This is a genomic window from Corynebacterium sp. CCUG 65737, from assembly GCF_024454115.1.
GTDB classification, from domain to species: Bacteria; Actinomycetota; Actinomycetes; order Mycobacteriales; family Mycobacteriaceae; genus Corynebacterium; species Corynebacterium genitalium.
In genome coordinates, this window is the sequence record NZ_JAGPZB010000017.1 from 13,851 (window position 1) to 33,705 (window position 19,855).

Here is a 19,855-nt window from a genome sequence, read left to right on the forward strand (position 1 = left end):
TATGCAAGGGTGAGACACATGAGTTCTGTGTCCCCAGCGCTGACTTTCACCCTTGTCTTCCTCGCGTTCATTCTCGGGCTGCTTGCCGGTGCGGCCGCGATGCACCTATTGCGCCGCCCCGCATCCCCGCCTTCCCAGCCGCCGCGGCAGGATGTGCGGCGGGAGTTGGAGCCGTTGGAAAGGGCCGTCGATAAGCTCGCGGCGCAGTTGCGCGACATGGATGAAGATCGCGCTGTCGCCCACTCAGCGCTCGCCGGGCAGGTGCAGGCCGTGACGCGTGCGAGTTCGCGGCTGAGCGATCGCACGGATCAGCTGGTCAACGCGCTGCGCTCACCGAACACGCGCGGGCGTTGGGGCGAGATGCAGCTCGAACGTGTCGTGGAGCTCGGCGGCATGGTCAAGTACTGCGACTTCGATGTGCAGCAAGCAGCGCGTATCGACGGTCAGCTGCTCCGCCCCGACATGATCATCCGGTTAAGCCGCGGCCGCAACATCGTGGTGGATGCGAAAGTGCCGTTCAGCGCCTACCTCGACGCGCTCAACACGGAGGATCCCGAGGAGAAAGCCGGCTATCTGCGCAGGCACAGCCACCTACTGCGGCAGCACGTGGCAAGACTCGGGCAGAAAGCGTACGTCGAGGCTTTCGCGCCGACGCCCGAGTTCGTGGTCATGTTCATCCCCGCCGACCCCTTCCTCGACGCAGCGCTCGAGCAAGATCCGCAGTTGCTTGACGACGCATTTGCGCGAGGCGTTGTCATCGCCACCCCCTCCACCCTGTTCGCGTTGTTGCGCACCGTCGGGCTGGGATGGCAGCAAGAAGACATCAACGCGAAGGCGGCCGAGGTGCAGCGGCTCGGTGCGCAGCTGTACACGCGGTTGGGGACCATGGCGGAGCACTACAACCGCGTCGGCGGCTCGTTGGATAAGGCCGTCGAGGCGTTCAATGCCACGCTCGGGTCAATGGACGCCCGCGTCATGGTCACCGCACGCCGGCTGAAAGACCTCGACTTGCCCGGGCGTACGACTAGTGAACCCACCGAACTCCGTGCGGTGACTGCCCGGGCACGCACCGCCAACGGGGAAGAAAGTTCGCACTCCCACGTCGAGTAAAAGCTGTCCGCGCGCGGCGGCACGGTAACATCACACAACGTGTCGCATGCAACGTCCCGATCCTCAACGCAGTCAGACCCGGCAATGCCCGGTTTCTCGACGGGATCCGGCGTGGGCATCATCATCGCGGCCCTTGTCACTGGCGGCCTACTGTCCGTCTACAACGAAGCAATCGGGTGGCCGTTCCTAGCGCTGTTCGCGGTGGCCTCCTTGGTCGTGGTCACGTTTGTCAACCCGCGCGGGCTGTTTCTCATCGTTGCGTCCATCCCGCTGCTGTACACATTGTTTTTGTTGGTAACGGGCACCCTCAACGCGTACTTCCAACTTCCGGAAGGCCAAACATCGCTGGGACGCACCTCTGCCCTGCTCATTTTGTATCCGCTGGTGCAGTTCTTCCCCGTGATGGCAATGGTGGCCCTCGGTGCGCTGGTCATCGCGTTGTTGCGCTACCAGCTGCTGAAAAGGCACAACGAAGAGATCCGCCAGCAGGAACAGCGCCAGCGCAGGCAGGCTTCCGAATCGAATCGTCGTACCCAACGTGAGGCGACACGCTTCCGTGAACGGACCACCACGCCGGGCAAGGTCACCGTTGAAGAGCTACTGGCACGAAGCAACGAGCCCTCCGCTTCTAGGCGCCCCGCCCAACGCCTCTCGCCCAGCAGCGCACGCTCGGAGGCCCGAGACGAACCCGTGCAGCGCAGCAATGCTCGACGCTCGGACGTGCGTGATCTCCGTCGCGTCAGCGCGCAAGACGGCCGCGACAGTGCGTGGGACAGCCGGGATGGCGGCCGCGGATCATCCCGGCGGGTCAGTCACCGTCTCCGCGAAGACCTCTACGAAGACTAGCCGCGACTACCCAGCCTGGCGCGGCGGGCGCAGGTCGCGCGGCAGCGCGAAGGTGATGGTCTCGGTGGTCGTGGTGACCTGCTCGACGTTGTCGTAGCCGCGCTCGGCGAGGTATTCCACGACTTCGCGGACAAGAATCTCGGGCACGGATGCGCCGGAGGTGACACCGACCGTCGTCACACCGTCGAACCAGGCGTCGTCGATCTGGTGCGCGTAGTCAATGAGGTGAGCGTCGTTCGTGCCGTTCTGCAGTGCGACCTCGACAAGGCGCTTCGAGTTGGAGGAGTTCTGCGACCCGACGACGATCATCAGCTCGCATTTCTCCGCGATCGCCTTCACCGCGACCTGGCGGTTCTGGGTGGCGTAGCAAATATCGTCGCTCGGCGGATCTTCCAGATTCGGGTACTTCTTGCGCAGCAGAGCGACGATCTCCATGGTCTCGTCGACCGACAGCGTGGTCTGCGACAACCACACCAGCTTCTGGTCCTCCGGGAACTGAGGGGCGGCGTCGACGCCCTCGACACCGTCTACCAGGTGCACCACGTCTGGCGCCTCGCCAGCGGTACCTTCGACCTCTTCGTGGCCTTCATGGCCGACGAGGAGAATGTGGTAGCCGTCGCGGGCGAAGCGCTTGACCTCATTGTGGACCTTGGTCACCAGCGGGCAGGACGCGTCGAGAGCAATGAGCTGTCGCTGCTGTGCCGATTCGCGCACGGCCGGTGAAACGCCGTGTGCAGAGAAGACAACGTGCGCGCCCTCAGGCACTTCATCGGTCTCCTCGACGAAGATGACACCGCGCTTGGACAGCGTCTCCACGACGTACTTGTTGTGCACGATCTCTTTGCGCACGTAAATGGGGGCGCCGTACTTCTCCAGCGCCTTTTCCACCGTCTCCACTGCACGGTCAACACCAGCGCAGTACCCGCGAGGGGCGGCGAGAAGGACGTTTTTTCCGGTGCTCGTCATGTGCCCAAGGGTAATGGATGTGCGGGCGAAAAGGTAAGCTGGTCCCGCACAACGGAAGGGGGCTGATGCCCATGGCGGGCGCACAACCGCCGAAGAGCACGCCGGAGGCGCCGTGGTCCGTCTCGCAGGTCAATGACAGCGTCAAGCAGTGGATTGAGCGTTTGGGTTGGCTGTGGATTGAGGGTCAGCTCACGCAGATCAATGTGAAGCCGTCGTGGCGGTTTTCCTACCTGACGCTGCGTGACACGCAGAAAGAGATGAGCATTCAGCTCACTGCGGACACGAAGATGGTGCGCTCGCTCGACGCCCCGCTTAATGACGGCGACCGCGTCATCGTCCTCGGCAAACCCGCCTTCTACGCCGGACGCGGTTCCTTTTCATTGTGGGTCACCGAGATCCGCCACGTCGGCGAGGGTGAGCTGCTGGCGAAGATCGAGCAGCTGCGCAAGACGTTGGCTGCTGAGGGGCTGTTCGATCCGGCGCGGAAGAAGCCTCTGCCGTTCCTGCCGCGCCGCGTCGGGCTGATCACCGGCCGCGGATCTGCCGCCGAGCGCGACGTGCTGTCGGTGGCGAAAGACCGCTGGCCGGCGGTGGACTTCCGCGTGATCAACACCCCGGTTCAAGGTGCCGGCACCGTCCCGCAGGTCGTGGAGGCGCTGCGCACTCTCGACGAGGACGAGACTGTCGACGTGATCATCATCGCCCGCGGCGGCGGCTCCGTCGAGGACCTGCTCCCCTTCTCCGAGGAGTCGCTGCAGCGTGCGGTCGCGGAGGCGTCGACGCCGGTCGTCTCAGCGATTGGCCACGAGCCGGATAATCCCGTCTTGGACAATGTCGCTGACCTGCGCGCGGCTACCCCCACCGATGCCGCGAAGCGTGTGGTTCCGGATGTCGTCGCCGAGCGCCAGATGCTTGACGACGCCCGCTCCCGCCTCTCCTCCGCCCTGCGCTCCTGGGTCAGGCGCGAACGCCACGGCCTGAGCCAGGTGCGTTCCCGCCCCGCTATGGCGAACCCCCTGACCCAGGTGACGTTGCGCCGCGAGGAACTCGACCGCGCCACCGCAGCCATCCGCCGCGACATCACACGCCTGCTCAAGCAGGAGACCGCCGAGGTCAAGGCCTTGCGTGCACAGGTGTCCGCCCTCGGTCCAGCCGCAACACTCGCCCGCGGCTACGCGGTGGTCCAGGTCCAGCCGCGCGACGGCAGCGAGCCGGAAGTGGTGACCAGCATCGCCCAGGCTCCGCCCGGCTCGCAGCTACGCATCCGAGTTGGTGACGGTTCCATCACCGCAGCCAGCATGGCCGCCACACCCGCCGAATAACAGCTACGCACCCAAGGAGAACCCACCATGGCAGATAACACTTTCGGCCAAGGCACCCCGAACGCCGACGCAATCCCGGACCCGTCCTCCCTGACCTACGAGCAGGCGCGCGATGAACTGGTTGAAACCGTGAAGATTCTCGAGCTCGGCCAGATGAGCCTCGACGAATCCCTGAAGTACTGGGAGCGCGGTGAAGCCCTAGCCAAGCGCTGCGAAGTGCTTCTCGACGGCGCCGAGAAACGCATCGAACAAGCCCTCCAACAGAGCTCCGACGATGAGGAACAGGCAGAGTAAAGCCGCCTTCATCCGGCCCAGCCGACTCATCCGGCCCAGCTGCCTCAGCCGAGGCCGCCGCCTCATCGCGTAGCCTCCCTAACCCTCCTTACCCCTCCCCTAACCCGATTAGCTAGAAACAGACGACTAAAACGCCCGAAAAATGGGCCCGAAAGGATCATTCCAGTCGTTTGTTTCTAGCTAATCGCGGACTGGGCCGGGCGGAGCTAGGGCCGGGCGGAGCTAGGGCCGGTTGGCGCTGGGGCCGGTTGGCGCTGGGGCCGGTTGGCGCTGGGGCCGGTTGGCGCTGGGGCCGGTTGGCGCTGGGGCCGGTGGGTTACAGCGGCTCGGAAGCGGCGAACGCTTCAATGAGTTCGCGGAATTCGGCATCGGGGGCGGCGCCGGTGACCAGCAAGCGGACATCGTCAAGGTCAACGACCCACAGATCACGCACATCTTTGGCATCCGAGGTGTAGACGGTCGCCGGAAAGTCCGCGACGGTCTCTTCGCGGGAGTGTTCGCGGTACTTCCCGTCGGCTTGCGCTGCCTCATCGGCCGGCACACCGGTTTGGGTCACTTGCAAAAAGCCTTCTCCGGGGGTGACCCAGCCGGCGACGGGGGCGGGGGTGCCGTCGATAAGCGTGCGGCGTGCTGAGTTATTCGTCCACCCCTCCGGCATCTGAGGGAAACGCACCGGGAATTCGGCCGCCCGGGCCTCCATCTCCATGAACGTGCGGCCGTCGACCTCATGTACTGGGCCGTTTTCCGGGCGGCCCGGGTTGAACTCGCACATCCCAGTGAACGCCACCGACAGGATCATGAGCGCAGCAATGAGCACGACATTGATCGCCATGTCCCTGCCGTCCTGGAAAATCCGCAGTTTCTCATCAGCCACGCCTGCAAGTATCGCATGCCCGTTCCGCCCCACCCCAATTGCTCCGGAGCAGCAGGAAAAATGCCACAATAGGCTAATACACGTATCGATCTGCAACTGCCCCAGGAGGCACAAACCAATGGGTAACCCCGTCGAAGCACCCGACCGCAATCTAGCGATGGAACTCGTTCGCGTCACGGAGGCCGCCGCCCTAGCCTCCGGCCGCTGGGTCGGCCGCGGCAAGAAGAACGAAGGCGACGGAGCCGCTGTCGACGCGATGCGCAAGATGATCAACTCCGTGAACATGGACGGCATCATCGTCATCGGCGAAGGTGAGAAGGACGAAGCACCGATGCTGTTTAACGGTGAGCGCGTGGGCAACGGCCAGGGTGCCGAGCTCGACATCGCAGTCGACCCTGTTGACGGAACCCGCCTGATGGCCGAGGGTCGCCCGAACTCCATCTCCGTCATCGCGGCCGCTGAGCGCGGCACCATGTACGACCCGGCCGATGCGTTCTACATGAACAAGATCGCCGTCGGCCCCGAGGCAGCAGGCAAGATCGACATCACGGCGCCGGTGGCGCACAACATCGAGGTCGTTGCGAAGGCGAAGGGCATTGAGCCGCGCGACGTTACTGTTGTTGTCCTCGACCGCCCGCGCCACGCCGAGCTCGTCGCCGACATCCGCGCCGCTGGTGCGAAGGTCCGCTTCATCATGGACGGCGACGTCGCTGGGGCCATCGCTGCCGCGCGCAATAACAACTCCATCGACATCGCCATGGGTGTCGGCGGCACCCCGGAGGGCGTCATCACTGCCTGCGCGCTGAAGTGCCTCGAGGGTGAAATCCAGGGCATGCTCGCCCCGCAGTCTGACGAAGAGCGCGAAAAAGTCGTCGCCGCCGGTCACGACCTGACCCGCGTCCTGGGCATCAACGACCTGGTCAGCTCAGACAACTGCTACTTCTCCGCCACCGGCGTCACCAACGGCGACATGCTGCGCGGTGTGTCCTACCGCGCCAACGGCGCTACCACTCGTTCGCTGGCGATGCGCTCGAAGTCCGGCACCGTTCGCCTCGTCGAGTCGCAGCACCAGCTGGCCAAGCTGCGCGAGTACTCCGTCGTCGACTACTCCGGTCCGGACAACTAAAAGGCCGGTCGACGACTCCCCTATTCGGTCTCCTCGGATCGGCAAATCAGGAATAATGGCGTGTGTCAGGAGCGGCGCCTTTGGCGCCGGAACACGTTCCAACCGCAAAGGATGATTATGGCTGATCAGGAATACCGCATCGAGCACGACACCATGGGTGAAGTGAAGGTGCCCGTGAACGCGCTGTGGCGTGCACAGACCCAGCGTGCCGTGGAGAACTTCCCCATCTCCGGCCGTGGGCTCGAGGCGCAGCAGATCCGCGCACTCGGCCTGCTCAAGGCTGCGTGTGCGCAGGTGAACAAGGACCTGGGCAACCTGGACGCCGAGAAGGCCGATGCCATTATCGCCGCCGCGAAGGAAATCGCTGACGGCCAGCACGACGACGAGTTCCCGATCGACGTTTTCCAGACCGGTTCCGGTACCTCGTCCAACATGAACACCAATGAGGTCATCGCGTCGATCGCGAAGGCGAACGGTGTAGAGGTTCACCCGAACGATGACGTGAACATGGGCCAGTCCTCCAACGACACCTTCCCCACCGCGACCCACGTCGCCGCGACCGAGGCAGCTGCGAACGACCTCATCCCGGCGCTGCAGGTGCTGCACGAGTCCCTGGACAAGAAGGCCAACGAGTGGAAGGAAGTGGTCAAGTCCGGCCGCACCCACCTCATGGACGCCACCCCGGTCACCCTGGGTCAGGAGTTCTCCGGCTACGCCCGCCAGATCGAGCTGGGCATTGAGCGCGTGCGCAACACCCTGGAGCATCTCGGTGAGCTGGCCATCGGCGGCACCGCTGTGGGCACCGGCATCAACACTCCGGCTGAGTTCGGCGGCAAGGTCACCGAGGAGCTGAAGAAGCTCACTGGTGTCGAGCAGCTGTCCGAGGCCAAGAACCACTTCGAGGCGCAGGCCAACCGCGACGGTCTGGTCGAATTCTCGGGCGCGATGCGTTCTGTGGCTGTCTCCCTGTACAAGATCGCCAATGACATCCGCTTGATGGGTTCCGGCCCGCTCGCCGGCCTCGCCGAGATTCACCTGCCGGACCTGCAGCCGGGTTCGTCCATCATGCCGGGCAAGGTCAACCCGGTGCTGTGCGAGACCGCTACCCAGGTCTCTGCGCAGGTCATCGGTAACGATGCAGCTGTTGCGTTCGCCGGCACCCAGGGCCAGTTCGAGCTCAACGTGTTCATCCCGGTCATGGCGCGCAACGTTCTCGAGTCCGCGCGTCTGCTGGCGAACACCTCCCGCCAGTTCGCCACCAAGCTTGTCGACGGTATCGAGCCCAGCGAGGAGCGCATGCGCACCCTCGCAGAGTCCTCTCCGTCGATCGTGACCCCGTTGAACTCTGCAATCGGTTACGAAAATGCCGCCAAGATTGCCAAGCACGCGGTCAAGGAAGGCATCACCATCCGCCAGGCCACCATCGACCTGGGCTTCATCGGCGACGACCTCTCCGAAGAAGAGATGGACAAGCGCCTCGACGTGCTGTCGATGGCGAACACCGACCGCAACTAGCTGCCACGGTTTAAGGCTCAGCGTGCTCGCTCGCTGGGCCTTCTTTCATGTCGTTTTTCAGGTGTAGTCTTCGATGCGTGACGGAAACTCAACACGATCAGCACACTGAAGAACACGAGCAGGAAGCCGGCAAACCGAACGTCGGGCTGGTGTTCGCTGCGCTTCTGACGACGATGCTCATGAGCTCGCTGGGGCAGATGATCTTCTCTACTGCCCTGCCGACGATCGTCGGCGAGCTCGGTGGTGTGGAGCACATGAGCTGGGTGATCTCGGCGTTCATGGTGACCATGACCATTGCGCTGCCTGTCTTCGGCAAGCTTGGCGACGGCCTGGGCCGCAAATGGTTCTACATCGGCTGCATCGGGCTGTTTGTCATCGGGTCGACCATCGGCGGTTTCGCCCACACGATGGAGTTGCTCATCATCGGCCGCGCGGTCCAGGGCTTCGGTGCGGGCGGCATGATGATCAATTCGCAGTCGATCATCGCGGAAGTCGTTCCGGCGCGCGAGCGCGGCAAGTACATGGGCGTTATGGGCGCGGTGTTCGGCATCTCCTCGGTGCTGGGGCCTGTTCTCGGCGGCTGGTTCACCGATGGTCCCGGCTGGCGCTGGGGATTGTGGATGAACATCCCGCTGGGCATTTTGGCCATGACGATCTCCGCGATCGTGTTGAAGCTGTCCAAGGGCGACAGGGAGAACTTCCGCTTCGACTGGTTCGGTGCGGTGTTGCTGGCGATTGCGACGACGTGCCTCATCCTGGCGACAACGTGGGGCGGGCTGCAGTACCCGTGGGGCTCCCCGACCATCCTCGGGCTGCTCGCGGCGGCGGTCGTCGTGGGCGCAATCTTCGTCTTCGTGGAGCTGCGGGCGGGCGACCCGCTCGTGCCGATGCACCTGTTCGACAACCGCAACATGGCTCTCACCACCGCAGCCAGCGTTGTTCTAGGTGTGTCCATGACCGGCGTCATGGCCTACCTGCCGACGTACCTGCAAATGGTCCACTCCATGTCGCCGACGGCGGCGGGCCTGATGATGATCCCGATGGTCGGCGGCATGCTGCTCACCTCCATCGGAGTCGGCGCGCTGATCTCGCGGACGGGCCAGTACAAGATTTTCCCGATCGTCGGCATGGGCATTGTGGCTCTCGGGTGCTTCTTGTTGTCGAGGTTGACGGCGGAGACGTCGTTAAGCGTGCTCGGCGTCTACATCTTCATTTACGGCTTCGGGCTGGGCATGGTGATGCAGGTGCTCATCCTCATCGTGCAGAACTCTTTCCCCATCCGCGTGGTGGGCACCGCGACGGCGGCGAACAACTTCTTCCGCCAGATCGGTATGTCCGTCGGCGCGTCTGTGGTGGGCACCATATTCATCCACAACACGCAAAACAACATGGAAGAACGGCTGCCAGGTGCACTGCAGCAGCTCGGTCCGGAAGCCGCGAAGTACACCGAAGGGTTCGACCCCAACGCGCTCACGCCGGAAATCATGGACCAGCTACCCGGCCCTATTCATGACGCGATCGCATCGAGCTACAACGACGGCCTGACGCCGGTGTTCTTGCTGCTCATTCCGCTCGTGCTCGTCGCGATGGCCCTGCTGTTCCCTGTTGAGCAGGTGAAACTGAAGGAAACCGTCGAGTAGCTATTGCCAGCTAGTGCTTGCCCGGCTTGGGCAGCAGCAGCTCATAAATGTCGGTGTCGCGCCAGGTGCCGGCCAGCTCGCCGTATGTCATCAGCGCCATCTGGTGGTAGGTGCCCACCTTCACAAACCCGCGAGACTCGTGCAGCCCCGCCGAGCCGGTGTTTTCCGGGAAGATCCACGAGTGGATGGACCATTTGTTCAGCCCAATGCACGTCTCGATGAGCTTGTCCAGCAGGGCACCAGAAACGCCACGGCCTTTCGCGTCATCGTGAATGTAGATCGAATCCTCCACAACACCGTGGAACACGCTGCGTGTCGACGCCTGCGCCGCAGCAACCCAGCCAAGCACACGGTCATCATCATGCTTTTCGACGGCGACAAACACCGTCTCAATGATCTTGTTCGTAGCGAACTTCTGCCACGTCGGCCCATTCTGTTCGTACGAAGCATGGCCAGTGCCTAGGCCTGCTTCGTAGATGTCGCGGACCTGCGGGTAGTCCTCCGGCCGGATGGGGCGGATTGTGAAATCGCGTTCGGACTCGGGAATCGGCATGGCGACCATCGTACAAGTCACTCCCACAGCACGAAAACCGCGCCGCAGACGCAGGTTAGCGCCCTGCGGCGTGGCTGAGCCCACGGGTTAGGCGTGGTCCTCGAGGAGGTCTGTCACCAGCTCCGCGATCGGAGAACGCTCCGAGCGCGTCAGGGTCACATGCCCGAAGAGGTCCTGGCCCTTGAGCTTTTCAATGACAGCCTGAACACCGTCGTGGCGGCCCACGCGCAGGTTGTCGCGCTGGGCGACATCGTGGGTGAGCACCACGCGGGAGCCGCGACCGAGTCGGGACAGGACAGTCAGGAGCACGTTGCGTTCGAGGGACTGGGCCTCGTCGACGATGACGAATGCGTCATGCAGCGAGCGGCCGCGGATGTGCGTCAACGGCAGCACCTCGACGAGATCGCGCGCTGCGACTTCCTCGAGCACGTTATCGGACACGACGCCCTCGAGGGTGTCGTAGACCGCCTGGGCCCAGGGGTTCATCTTCTCCATCTCGTCGCCCGGCAGGTAGCCCAAGTTCTGGCCGCCGACGGCGTAGAGCGGACGGAAGACGATGATGCGCTTGTGCTCCCCGCGCTCCAGGACAGACTCCAGGCCGGCGCACAGTGCCAGCGCCGACTTACCGGTGCCGGCGCGACCGCCGATGGAGACGATGCCGACGGAATCGTCGAGAAGCAGATCGAGCGCGACCCGCTGCTCAGCGGAACGGCCGGACAGACCGAACGCGTCGATATCGCCGCGCACGAGCTTGACCCCGCCCGAAGGTGCAACACGGGCCAGCGCCGACTTGTTGCCGGCGTTGAGCGTCAGGCCGCAGTGGACCGGAAGCTCACCGGTGTCGATGGCGCAGAAGCCGGTGGCATAAAGCTCGTCGATCTCTTCCCCGGAGACCTCGAGCTCAGCCATGCCGGTGTACCCGGTCAGAACGACATCCTGTGCGCGGTACTCCTGCGCAGGTAAACCAACAGCGCCGGCCTTGACGCGCAGCGGCACGTCCTTAGTCACCAAAACAGTGTCCCTACCTTCCTGCATGAAGTTGTAGGCGCAGGCGAGGATGCGGTTGTCATTCTCCCCGCCGCGCAGGGCGGACGGCAGGTTGTCTTGAGACTGGTGGTTGAGTTCCACGTGCAGCATGCCACCGTCAAGGTTGACGGGCATGGGCTGGTCGAGCCGGTCGTAGTCGGCGCGCAGGTCTTCCAAAAAGCGAAGAGCTTGGCGGGCGAACCAGCCAAGCTCTGGGTGATGGCGCTTCTGCTCGAGCTCCGTGATGACCACGAGCGGCAGAACCACGTTGTGTTCCGCGAACTTTTTCAACGCCCACGGATCAGACAGAAGGACTGACGTGTCGATCACGTAGGTTCTCAAGGCGGTGTGCGCCGTGAGCTGCTCAGGTGCGGAGTCGATCTGGGTAACAGAAGGGTCAAACATGCAATTGCTCCCCTAGTGCGGTTGTCGGGTAGCCAGGACCGTGCTTCGCGGTACCTGACACCTGCCACACTAGGGGAGCAAAGTGGAAATTACATCGATGTAAGGTGAATTTCCGGTTACAGCGTCAACTAGCTGATCTTCGCGGTGAACTCGCCGTTCTCCTCGAGCCACTCGATGGTGCCGTTCTGGAATTCCTGGATCCAGCCGTTGTCGTCGGAGCGCTTCTCCTCAGGCGCGGTCGGCAGGCCGACCTCTGCGTCCAAGCCACCCTCTTCCTTCCAGGTCTTAGAGATCTCGCCGACGACCGGCACAGCGCCCGTCTCCTCGGAGTAAACGATGTTCTTCTCAGCGTCGTACTCGATCAGAGTGGTGCCGTCCTCGCGGGACTCAACGTTGAACGGGTCGCCCCAGTTGCCGCCGCTGTGCTCCTCAGCAGCTTCCTGTGCGGCAGCCGGAACCAGAACAGACTCGCCGTCCTGAGTGGTGATCTCGACGGTCTCGCCGTCCTCACCCTCGCCCTCAGCGTTCTCGTCAGCACCGGCACCCTCAGCGTCGGTCTCCTCGGTCACGGTCTCGACATTGGTCTCGGTTGCCTCGACCTCTTCGACGTTGCCGTCAGCGTTGTCAGCATCGTCGGAGCAAGCAGCAAGGCTGGTGGCCAGTGCGAGAGCTGCGACGGAAGCGCCGAGCTTACGGTTAATCTTGATGTTCATAATATGAAGTCCTTTCATAAGCTAACTTTTAAGACCGTTCACCATTATGCAAACTTCACGTTACATACGTTTTCTGCTTCCCCCCTTTTTGGGGTAATTGCGGCGGGATCCCTTGCGCTGGCCACTGCTTTTGCTTTTTACTTTGTGTTTTCGTTTGTCGCCCGAACGATGGTTTCGGTCCCGATTCTCAGCGCTGCTTCTCGACGAGTTCCGCGTCCTTCCCTTCGCCACCCCAACGAAATCCTGGATCGCATCGGAGTCTTCCTCCACCTTCCACACGAGCGCAATCGCCGTTGGCTCATGCGCCGGCTCCCCTTGCAGCTCCGCGACAACGACCTGTTTTTTAGACAGCACTTTCAGCAACGGTGCCGGGGCGAACGCCACTCCCACGTTCGCTGCTACGACTTGGAGCGCCATCCGCAGGTCGTCGGTCGTTCCGTTGGGATAGGTGTAGTTGACGGGCTCGTCGGTGACGTCAATAAGCGAAATGGGCTCCCCGATGTCATAGAGCGAGTCTTTCGGGACAGCGAGACCGGGTTTTTCCTCGTAGAGACGCACGTGGTGGAACTGCTCCCCTGGCTGCCCGATGCGGTCGTCGGGTACACGCATCAGGGCGAGCTGGGCGGCACCGCTGTCGATGAGTTCGAACGGGTCGTCGCTGGGAATCTCCTCGAGTTGGTGGTTTGCGCGGTAGCGGGCGAACCACTTGCCGGGCTCGGTGCCAGTGACGAACGCGAGGCGGAGGGGGCTGGACATGCCACGATGCTACCGTCTGTGGCATGAGCGAAACGCCCTCGAACACCCCGTCCAGCACAGCCATGAAACCGGAAACTGCCGCGAAGAAGCTCGGTATTTACCTTCCGGCAGCACCGCAGGAGTTCCAGGACGGTGCCGTCACACACGCCCAACTGCGCGAACTGCAGATGAACCCGCCGCAGTGGCTGAGTTCCTTGCGCGCCGACGGCCCCCACCCCCGCCCCGAAGTCGCCCGCAAACTCGGCATTTCCATTACTGCCTTGAAGAAGAACGACATGGATAAGCCGCTGACCACTGAAGAGATCCAGGCTCTTCTGGCGGATCAGCCCGCATGGTTGCGTGAGGCCCGCCGGATCCACGCACAAGAGCGCGGCGACGGGCCTGCGGAAGAGTCAAAAGAGCGTTAGAGCATCTTCCAGTCTTCAAGACCCGGGTACAGCGGGTAGTTCTCCGCGAGCTTGGTCACGCGGGCACGCAGAGACTCGACGTCGGCGTTGGTGCCCTGAGCCAGCGCGGTACCGATGATGTCGGCGGTCTCGGTGAACGCCTGTTGGTCAAATCCGCGGGTCGCCAGGGCCGAGGTGCCGATGCGCAGACCGGAGGTGACCATCGGCGGGCGCGGGTCATTCGGGACAGCGTTGCGGTTGACGGTGATGCCGACCTCGTGGAGCAGATCCTCGGCCTGCTGGCCGTCGAGCTCGGAATTGCGCAGGTCCGCGAGCACAAGGTGGACGTCGGTACCGCCGGTGAGAACGTCGACACCGACTTCCTTGCAGTCGGATGCGGTGAGGCGCTCGGCGAGAATGCGGGCGCCCTCGAGGGTGCGCTCCTGGCGGTCCTTGAACTCCGGGGTGCCGGCAATCTTCAGCGCGGTGGCCTTCGCGGCGACCACGTGCATGAGCGGTCCGCCCTGCTGGCCGGGGAAGACAGCGGAGTTGAGCTGCTTCGCATAGTCCTGCTTCGCCAGGATCATGCCGGAGCGCGGGCCGCCGAGGGTCTTGTGAATCGTGGTGGACACCACGTCGGAGTGCGGCACCGGGGACGGGTGCAGGCCGGCGGCGACAAGGCCAGCGAAGTGGGCCATGTCGGTCCACAGGTAAGCGCCGACTTCATCGGCAATCGCCCGGAACGCCTCGAAGTCGACGGTGCGCGGGTAAGCGGACCAGCCAGCGATGATGACCTGCGGCTTGTGCTCCAACGCCAGCTCGCGGACCTTATCCATGTCGATGAGCATGGTGTCCGGGTCGACCTCGTAGGCGACGACGTTGTAGAGGCGGCCGGAGAAGTTGATCTTCATACCGTGGGTGAGGTGGCCGCCGTGAGCCAGGGACAGACCCATGATGGTGTCGCCCGGCTTAATCAGGGCGTGCAGCACAGCGGCGTTCGCCTGTGCGCCAGAGTGCGGCTGGACGTTGGCGTACTCCGCGCCGAACAGCTCCTTGGCGCGGTCGCACGCGATATCCTCGATGACGTCGACGTTCTCGCAGCCACCGTAGTAGCGGCGGCCCGGGTAACCCTCCGCGTATTTATTGGTCAGCACCGACCCCTGGGCCTGCAGCACAGCGCGCGGCACGAAGTTCTCGGAGGCAATCATCTCCAGAGTGTTGCGCTGGCGGGAGACCTCCCCGAGGATCTGCTCATAAACATCCGGGTCTAGCTGGGCGAGCTCTTGGTAGCGGAGATCGTCGGTCATCATCGTTCCTTTCGGGTCGAGCCTTCTACGCACACCACAGTAGGCCAACCACACACGGCAGTGTAAGAATGGTCCTCATGCCGCGACCAGCAGACCCTAGCCCCTATCTGGATTTGACGCGTGACGCTTGGCGGGAGCGCCGCGCGGAGATGCCGCAGGTGCTCACCGAGGACGAGCTTGCGCGTCTGCGCGGTATCGGTGAGAGCATGGATCTCAACGAGGTCGCCGAGATTTACCTGCCGCTGTCGCGTCTGTTGCACTTGCAGGTTCGTGCGCGCCAGAAGCTCACGGCCGCCACGGAAACATTCCTCGGGGAAAACCCCGGGCACGTGCCCTTCATCATCGGGGTCGCCGGGTCCGTCGCGGTGGGCAAGTCGACCACGGCCCGTGTGCTCCAAGTGCTGCTGGAGCGATGGAAGTCCCACCCGCGGGTGGATCTGGTCACCACCGACGGTTTCTTGCTGCCCACCGCGGAGCTCACGGCCCGCAATCTCACTGGGCGCAAAGGTTTCCCGGAGTCCTATAATCGGCGCGATCTGCTGCGCTTTGTCACCGACGTCAAAGCCGGCCGCGACAACGTCAAGGCTCCGGTCTACTCTCACGACGCTTACGACATTCTCCCTGGCGAGTACCAGGTGGTAGACCATCCAGACATTCTCATCCTCGAGGGCCTCAACGTGCTGCAGACTGGCCCGACGCTGATGGTCTCCGACTTGTTCGACTTCTCCGTCTACGTTGACGCCAAGACGGAAGATATTGAGCGCTGGTACATCGACCGCTTCATCAAACTCAAGAACACAGCATTCCAAGAGCCAGGCGCGCACTTCGCCCGCTTCGCCCCGCTTTCTGACGAAGCCGCCGCCGCCGAAGCCCGCCGCATCTGGCAAACCATTAACCTGCCGAACTTGGTGGAGAACATCCTGCCCACGCGTGTCCGCGCATCGCTGGTGATGTCGAAGGCGGCGGACCACTCCGTGCAGCGCGTCCGGATGCGGAAGATCTAGCTACTTGCCGAAGCGGCGCGAGCGCTGCGAGTAATCTCGCAGAGCGCGAAGGAAGTCGATCTTGCGGAACGCCGGCCAGTACGTATCGGTGAACCAGATCTCCGAGTAGGCGGACTGCCACAGCAGGAAGCCAGATAGCCGCTGTTCCCCTGATGTGCGGATCACCAGGTCCGGGTCGGGCTGGCCGGAGGTATAGAGGTGCTTCGAGAGGGATTCGACACTGACATGGTCCGCGAGCTGCGCCGCAGGCACACCCTCATCCACCTTGGCGCGGATGAAGTGCTGCACCGCGTCGACGATCTCCTGGCGGCCTCCGTAACCGACCGCGATGTTGACCACGATGCCGTTCTTCGCCTCCGTCGCCGCCGCTGCCGAACGCATCCGCTGCGAGACTTTCTCCGGCAGCAGATCCAGATGCCCCACGAGCCGGATGCGAGCTTCAAACTCGTCGCTGCACAGTTCATCGACGACGCCGGAGATGATGTCGTAGAGCAGCTGGACTTCTTCCGCTGTGCGCGAGAGGTTCTCGGTGGAGAGCAAGTAAATGGTCACCACGTCGACGTTCATTTCAGCCGACCACGCGACGAGCTCCGCGATCTTCGCGGCCCCGACACGGTGGCCGTGCGCGATATCTGTGAATCCAGCCTCGCGCGCCCAGCGGCGGTTGCCATCGGCCATGACGGCGATGTGTTTCGGCTGGTTCTTACCCTGCAGCTCATGCTTCAAACGCCGTTCGTACAGCGGATACAGAATTCGTTCAAGCAGGGCCATGGCACTCATCCTAGCGCGCGCAGCCGCTAGAAAATCGACTTCTTTCGGCGGTCCAGCAGACCTTCTTCTTCCATGGCTTTATCCACGGCAGCTTCATCGAACACGTCGAGTCCGCGAGCTTCGGCAAATGCTTTACGACGATTGAACCGCGAGTACCGCCGATGGAACGCCCACCCAATGAGCAAGATGACGACGGCCAAAGCCAACACGATGAAGGCACCGATCGGCTCCGCCTTACCGAACTCCGGTCCGACCGGAGCATCGGGGTTCATCTGCTGGGCGAGAATGATCGTGTCGGTTGCGACGTCGATAAGCATTAATGCTCCTCCTCAATTCCTGCGAAGAGATCTGTCTCCGGCAGGTCAGTCTGCACACGGGTGCGCGCGAGCTCGAATTCTTCGGTGGGCCACAGCTCAGCCTGCACCTCCGGGGTGCTGGCGAGGAACGGGCCGTTCGGATCGATCTGCGTCGCGTGGGCTGTCAGAGCGTCAGCGCGGTTCTGGAAGTAGTCGCCGCAGTCCACCTGCGTGGTCACGCGCTGCATGATATCGGAAGAGTTCTCCTCGAACCGGCGCAGCATCGGCTCGTACGGGCTGGTCTCACCGTCACCGATGACACCATCTTCCAACAGGCGGTCGTGCAGCAGACGCATGCGCTGCGGCACGAAACCGTGGCTGTAGTACAGCTTCAGCGGCTCCCACGGTGCACCGATCTCTGGAGCGAACTCTGGATCGCCCGCCTTCTCCCACGCGATCACGGATGCCTTATGAACCATGATGTGGTCCGGGTGCGGGTAGCCGCCGTTCTCGTCGTAGGTGATGATCACGTGGGGGCGGAATTCGCGGATCTCCGCCACCAGCGTCTTCGCCACAACCTCCGGATCTTTCAGCGCGAAGCAGCCTTCCGGCAGCGGCGGCAGCGGATCGCCCTCCGGTAGGCCGGAGTCGACGTAGCCGAGCCACTCGTGCTCCACGCCCAGGGCGTTAGCAGCCGCCGCCATTTCCTCGCGGCGTACATCGGTCATGTTCTCAATGATCCCCGGCTTGTTCATCGCCGGGTTCAAAATGTCGCCACGCTGCCCGCCCGTACAGGTGAGCACCTTGACGCGGTGGCCCTCATGGGCATACTTCGCCATCGTCGCCGCACCTTTCGATGACTCATCGTCAGGGTGCGCGTGGATAGCCAGCAAGCGAAAGCCCGTCACGTAGTACTCACCTCTAGTTGAGTTAGCTGGTTGAGTTAAGGTTGATCGGGAGATCATCTTAGTAGAGGAGCCACCGTGACCACCATCGACCGTCCCGCCGCACGGTACGGCGACGAGCAGCCGCGACGCACGTCGGGAACCTCCGGGAAGGTCGTCGCCGTGGTCGCTGTCATTCTCGTCGCTCTCATCGTGGTCTTCCTGGGCCGTTACGTCATGCAGCGCCAGTCACAGCCGATCAGCGCCACCCTCGTCTCGCACGAGCGTGTCGACGACACCACATCCCGCATCTGGTTCGACGTCCAACGCGACGACTCAGCTGTCGACGTCCCCTCCTACTGCATCATCACCTCCCTGAACTACGACATGACCGAGATCGGCCGCCGCGACGTAGTCATTCCGCCCGGCGGAGAGAAGCAGATGCGCATGCACGTGGATATCCCGGTGGGTGACCAGCCCGTCTCCGGCGGCGTCTACGGCTGTTCGACCACGTTCCCCTCCTACCTCGACACGGAGGCGACACACACTGCCGCACGCTAAAAACCGCAGGCCGGGGACCGTACCCGGCTGCCGTCGATAAGCATGCGCTGTGTTAGGATCCCAACCGACCACTGACGTTAAAAACCGAAACGAGGGTTACACTTCCATGGCTGATTCGCAGCAGCAATACATCACCCCGGAAATGAAGGCCAAGCTTGAGGCCGAGCTGCAGCAGCTCATCGACAACCGCCCAGCCATCGCCGCCGAGATCAACGAGCGCCGCGAAGAAGGCGACCTGAAGGAGAACGCCGGCTACGACGCCGCGCGCGAACAGCAGGACCAGGAAGAAGCCCGCATCAAGCAGATCTCCGAGCTGCTGGCCAACTCCACCACTGAGCGCACCGGCGTTGTCGAGGGCATGGCCGTGGTCGGTTCCGTGGTGCACGTCTACTACAACGGCGACGAGAACGATAAGGAAACCTTCCTCATCGGCACCCGCGCCGCCTCCACCGACAACAAGGACCTGGAGACCTACTCCGAGCAGTCCCCGCTCGGCGCAGCCGTGCTCGGCGCCACCGAGGGCGAGACCCGCACCTACACCGCACCAAACGGCCGCGAAATTTCGGTGACGATCGAGTCCGCAAAGCCGTATGATTCGGTTAAGGCCAAGACTCCTCGCGCAGCTCAGTAGACCGCGCCGCCCCTTCAACAACATCTCTACCCGATAAGGATCTCCGCAGTGACTACCCGCACTTCCCGCAAGGTCGCCACAGTCGCCTTCGCCGCCGCCACCGCCCTCGGCCTCGCAGCCTGCTCCCCGCCGAACGAGCAGGCATCCGAGGAGAAGGTGGACACCGCACAGAGCCAGGACCCTGACTCCCTGACGGGCGCGGGCCAAGTCCAGGAGACCGACAGCACCAGTGCCGCCAACGTCACCGACGCGAATACGGCAAGTGCAACCACCACCGCTGCGGACCGCGAGAACGCTGAGTCCGCACCGGACGGCACCCCGTTCTACATCGGTTGCAACGGCGCCCCCGTGCACCAGCCCGTCGAGATCAACCTGAACTGCAAGGACAACAACGACTTCGCCCTTAACATCGTGTGGGAAGAGTGGTCCGACGAGATCGCACAGGGCACCACCACCCGCAACAATGGCGGCCGCGAAGGAGTCGAGGAGAACGTGAACATCACCCTGACCTCCCCCGACGTCATAGACGGCCAGCTGGTGTTCACCAAGGTCTCTATCGACGGCAAGGATGTCATGCCACAGTCGGACTACTAAGCCTTAGGGTCTTCTTTAGGCCGCATTCAACCCCCGGTTATTCGCCGGGGGTTTGTCGTTGCTAGGAGTGCGGCGGGGCGCGAGTGCTCGGACGCAGGGGCGAGGCGCAGCGGCGCGGACACCCCTGTCCCTGTCAACCACCCTGTAAGCGCCATGAACCTCCGCAAGCCATGAACCTGTGTCTATGAACTGAGTGCTGGGGGGCGGTATCAAGGGGTGATTGCGCCACCGTTGAATAGTTCTTTTAGTTTTTCACGGGGTGTGGCACCGTCAAA

The 19,855-nt window shown here is 63.2% G+C and carries 22 protein-coding genes; 12 read left to right on the top strand and 10 right to left on the bottom strand.

Going from position 1 to position 19,855, the window contains the following annotated elements; genetic code table 11:
• The first annotated feature begins 18 nt into the window (after positions 1-18).
• Together KBX17_RS10540 and KBX17_RS10545 are read left to right on the top strand one after the other, a co-directional pair.
• Positions 19-1,110 (top strand): DNA recombination protein RmuC, encoded by a 1,092-nt coding sequence (locus KBX17_RS10540; protein WP_256003515.1) that lies wholly within the window; start codon positions 19-21, stop codon positions 1,108-1,110.
• A gap of 39 nt (positions 1,111-1,149) precedes the next feature.
• Entirely contained in the window at positions 1,150-1,956 is an 807-nt protein-coding gene (locus KBX17_RS10545) for a DUF6542 domain-containing protein (RefSeq protein ID WP_256019776.1), read from the top strand.
• Positions 1,957-1,962: 6 nt separating this feature from the next.
• On the opposite strand, the gene KBX17_RS10550 is transcribed toward KBX17_RS10545, so the two are convergent.
• Positions 1,963-2,922, bottom strand: a complete 960-nt coding sequence (locus KBX17_RS10550) for a 4-hydroxy-3-methylbut-2-enyl diphosphate reductase (RefSeq protein ID WP_255997040.1) — start codon at positions 2,920-2,922, stop codon at positions 1,963-1,965.
• A 71-nt stretch (positions 2,923-2,993) separates the two neighbouring features.
• On the opposite strand from KBX17_RS10550, the gene xseA reads away from it, so the two are divergent.
• Together xseA and KBX17_RS10560 are read left to right on the top strand one after the other, a co-directional pair.
• Positions 2,994-4,244 carry an exodeoxyribonuclease VII large subunit gene (gene xseA, locus KBX17_RS10555; protein WP_370686976.1) on the top strand — a complete coding sequence of 417 codons (1,251 nt, stop codon included), beginning with the start codon at positions 2,994-2,996 and terminating at the stop codon, positions 4,242-4,244.
• Positions 4,245-4,271: 27 nt separating this feature from the next.
• Positions 4,272-4,538 (top strand): exodeoxyribonuclease VII small subunit, encoded by a 267-nt coding sequence (locus KBX17_RS10560; protein ID WP_255995712.1) that lies wholly within the window; start codon positions 4,272-4,274, stop codon positions 4,536-4,538.
• A 316-nt stretch (positions 4,539-4,854) separates the two neighbouring features.
• Here KBX17_RS10560 and KBX17_RS10565 read toward each other — a convergent pair whose 3' ends face one another.
• Positions 4,855-5,412, bottom strand: a complete 558-nt coding sequence (locus KBX17_RS10565) for a DUF4245 domain-containing protein (RefSeq protein WP_256003479.1) — start codon at positions 5,410-5,412, stop codon at positions 4,855-4,857.
• A 118-nt stretch (positions 5,413-5,530) separates the two neighbouring features.
• Here KBX17_RS10565 and glpX point away from each other — a divergent pair, with 118 nt between their 5' ends.
• The 3 genes from glpX (at position 5,531) to KBX17_RS10580 (ending at position 9,693) form a co-directional block, all read left to right on the top strand.
• The gene (gene glpX, locus KBX17_RS10570; protein WP_255997043.1) at positions 5,531-6,538 is read left to right on the top strand and encodes a class II fructose-bisphosphatase; all 1,008 of its coding nucleotides are present in this window, start codon (positions 5,531-5,533) and stop codon (positions 6,536-6,538) included.
• 117 nt (positions 6,539-6,655) lie between these two features.
• Positions 6,656-8,053 carry a class II fumarate hydratase gene (locus tag KBX17_RS10575; RefSeq protein WP_255995716.1) on the top strand — a complete coding sequence of 466 codons (1,398 nt, stop codon included), beginning with the start codon at positions 6,656-6,658 and terminating at the stop codon, positions 8,051-8,053.
• A gap of 77 nt (positions 8,054-8,130) precedes the next feature.
• Positions 8,131-9,693 (top strand): MDR family MFS transporter, encoded by a 1,563-nt coding sequence (locus KBX17_RS10580; RefSeq protein ID WP_255997045.1) that lies wholly within the window; start codon positions 8,131-8,133, stop codon positions 9,691-9,693.
• A 10-nt stretch (positions 9,694-9,703) separates the two neighbouring features.
• Here the strand turns inward: KBX17_RS10580 and KBX17_RS10585 are convergent, their stop codons facing one another.
• The 4 genes from KBX17_RS10585 to KBX17_RS10600 form a co-directional block, all read right to left on the bottom strand.
• Positions 9,704-10,255, bottom strand: a complete 552-nt coding sequence (locus KBX17_RS10585) for a GNAT family N-acetyltransferase (RefSeq protein ID WP_255995752.1) — start codon at positions 10,253-10,255, stop codon at positions 9,704-9,706.
• A 78-nt stretch (positions 10,256-10,333) separates the two neighbouring features.
• Positions 10,334-11,677, bottom strand: coding sequence for a PhoH family protein (locus tag KBX17_RS10590; protein ID WP_005291089.1), 1,344 nt, complete (start codon positions 11,675-11,677; stop codon positions 10,334-10,336).
• Positions 11,678-11,805: 128 nt separating this feature from the next.
• A complete protein-coding gene (locus KBX17_RS10595) occupies positions 11,806-12,390 on the bottom strand; it encodes an LGFP repeat-containing protein (protein WP_255997047.1) in 585 nt (194 codons plus the stop codon).
• A 60-nt stretch (positions 12,391-12,450) separates the two neighbouring features.
• Positions 12,451-13,146, bottom strand: a complete 696-nt coding sequence (locus KBX17_RS10600; RefSeq protein ID WP_255995719.1) for a substrate-binding domain-containing protein — start codon at positions 13,144-13,146, stop codon at positions 12,451-12,453.
• Positions 13,147-13,169: 23 nt separating this feature from the next.
• On the opposite strand from KBX17_RS10600, the gene KBX17_RS10605 reads away from it, so the two are divergent.
• Positions 13,170-13,553, top strand: coding sequence for a DUF5997 family protein (locus KBX17_RS10605; protein WP_255995721.1), 384 nt, complete (start codon positions 13,170-13,172; stop codon positions 13,551-13,553).
• On the opposite strand, the gene glyA is transcribed toward KBX17_RS10605, so the two are convergent.
• Positions 13,550-14,839 (bottom strand): serine hydroxymethyltransferase, encoded by a 1,290-nt coding sequence (gene glyA, locus KBX17_RS10610; RefSeq protein WP_256019778.1) that lies wholly within the window; start codon positions 14,837-14,839, stop codon positions 13,550-13,552. The genes KBX17_RS10605 and glyA overlap by 4 nt on opposite strands.
• Positions 14,840-14,916: 77 nt before the next feature.
• Between glyA and coaA the strand changes: the two genes are divergently transcribed.
• The gene (coaA, locus tag KBX17_RS10615) at positions 14,917-15,843 is read left to right on the top strand and encodes a type I pantothenate kinase (protein ID WP_040424583.1); all 927 of its coding nucleotides are present in this window, start codon (positions 14,917-14,919) and stop codon (positions 15,841-15,843) included.
• On the opposite strand, the gene KBX17_RS10620 is transcribed toward coaA, so the two are convergent.
• The 3 genes from KBX17_RS10620 to mca are packed head-to-tail and all read right to left on the bottom strand — an operon-like array spanning position 15,844 to position 17,818.
• On the bottom strand, positions 15,844-16,614 hold the full coding sequence (locus tag KBX17_RS10620) for an isoprenyl transferase (protein WP_256003476.1): 771 nt from the start codon (positions 16,612-16,614) through the stop codon (positions 15,844-15,846).
• 26 nt (positions 16,615-16,640) lie between these two features.
• Positions 16,641-16,931: a hypothetical protein gene (locus KBX17_RS10625; protein ID WP_256019779.1), complete on the bottom strand. Its 291-nt coding sequence runs from the start codon at positions 16,929-16,931 to the stop codon at positions 16,641-16,643.
• The gene (gene mca, locus KBX17_RS10630) at positions 16,931-17,818 is read right to left on the bottom strand and encodes a mycothiol conjugate amidase Mca (RefSeq protein WP_256019781.1); all 888 of its coding nucleotides are present in this window, start codon (positions 17,816-17,818) and stop codon (positions 16,931-16,933) included. Before mca ends, KBX17_RS10625 begins: the two co-directional genes overlap by 1 nt.
• Before the next feature lie 75 nt (positions 17,819-17,893).
• On the opposite strand from mca, the gene KBX17_RS10635 reads away from it, so the two are divergent.
• From KBX17_RS10635 to KBX17_RS10645, 3 genes are all read left to right on the top strand, one after another.
• The gene (locus tag KBX17_RS10635) at positions 17,894-18,355 is read left to right on the top strand and encodes a DUF4307 domain-containing protein (protein ID WP_256019782.1); all 462 of its coding nucleotides are present in this window, start codon (positions 17,894-17,896) and stop codon (positions 18,353-18,355) included.
• A 106-nt stretch (positions 18,356-18,461) separates the two neighbouring features.
• Complete coding sequence (gene greA / locus KBX17_RS10640) at positions 18,462-18,986, top strand: transcription elongation factor GreA (RefSeq protein WP_005291118.1); 525 nt, start codon at positions 18,462-18,464, stop codon at positions 18,984-18,986.
• Positions 18,987-19,034: 48 nt separating this feature from the next.
• Positions 19,035-19,580 carry a hypothetical protein gene (locus KBX17_RS10645; protein WP_256019784.1) on the top strand — a complete coding sequence of 182 codons (546 nt, stop codon included), beginning with the start codon at positions 19,035-19,037 and terminating at the stop codon, positions 19,578-19,580.
• Positions 19,581-19,855: the final 275 nt, after the last annotated feature.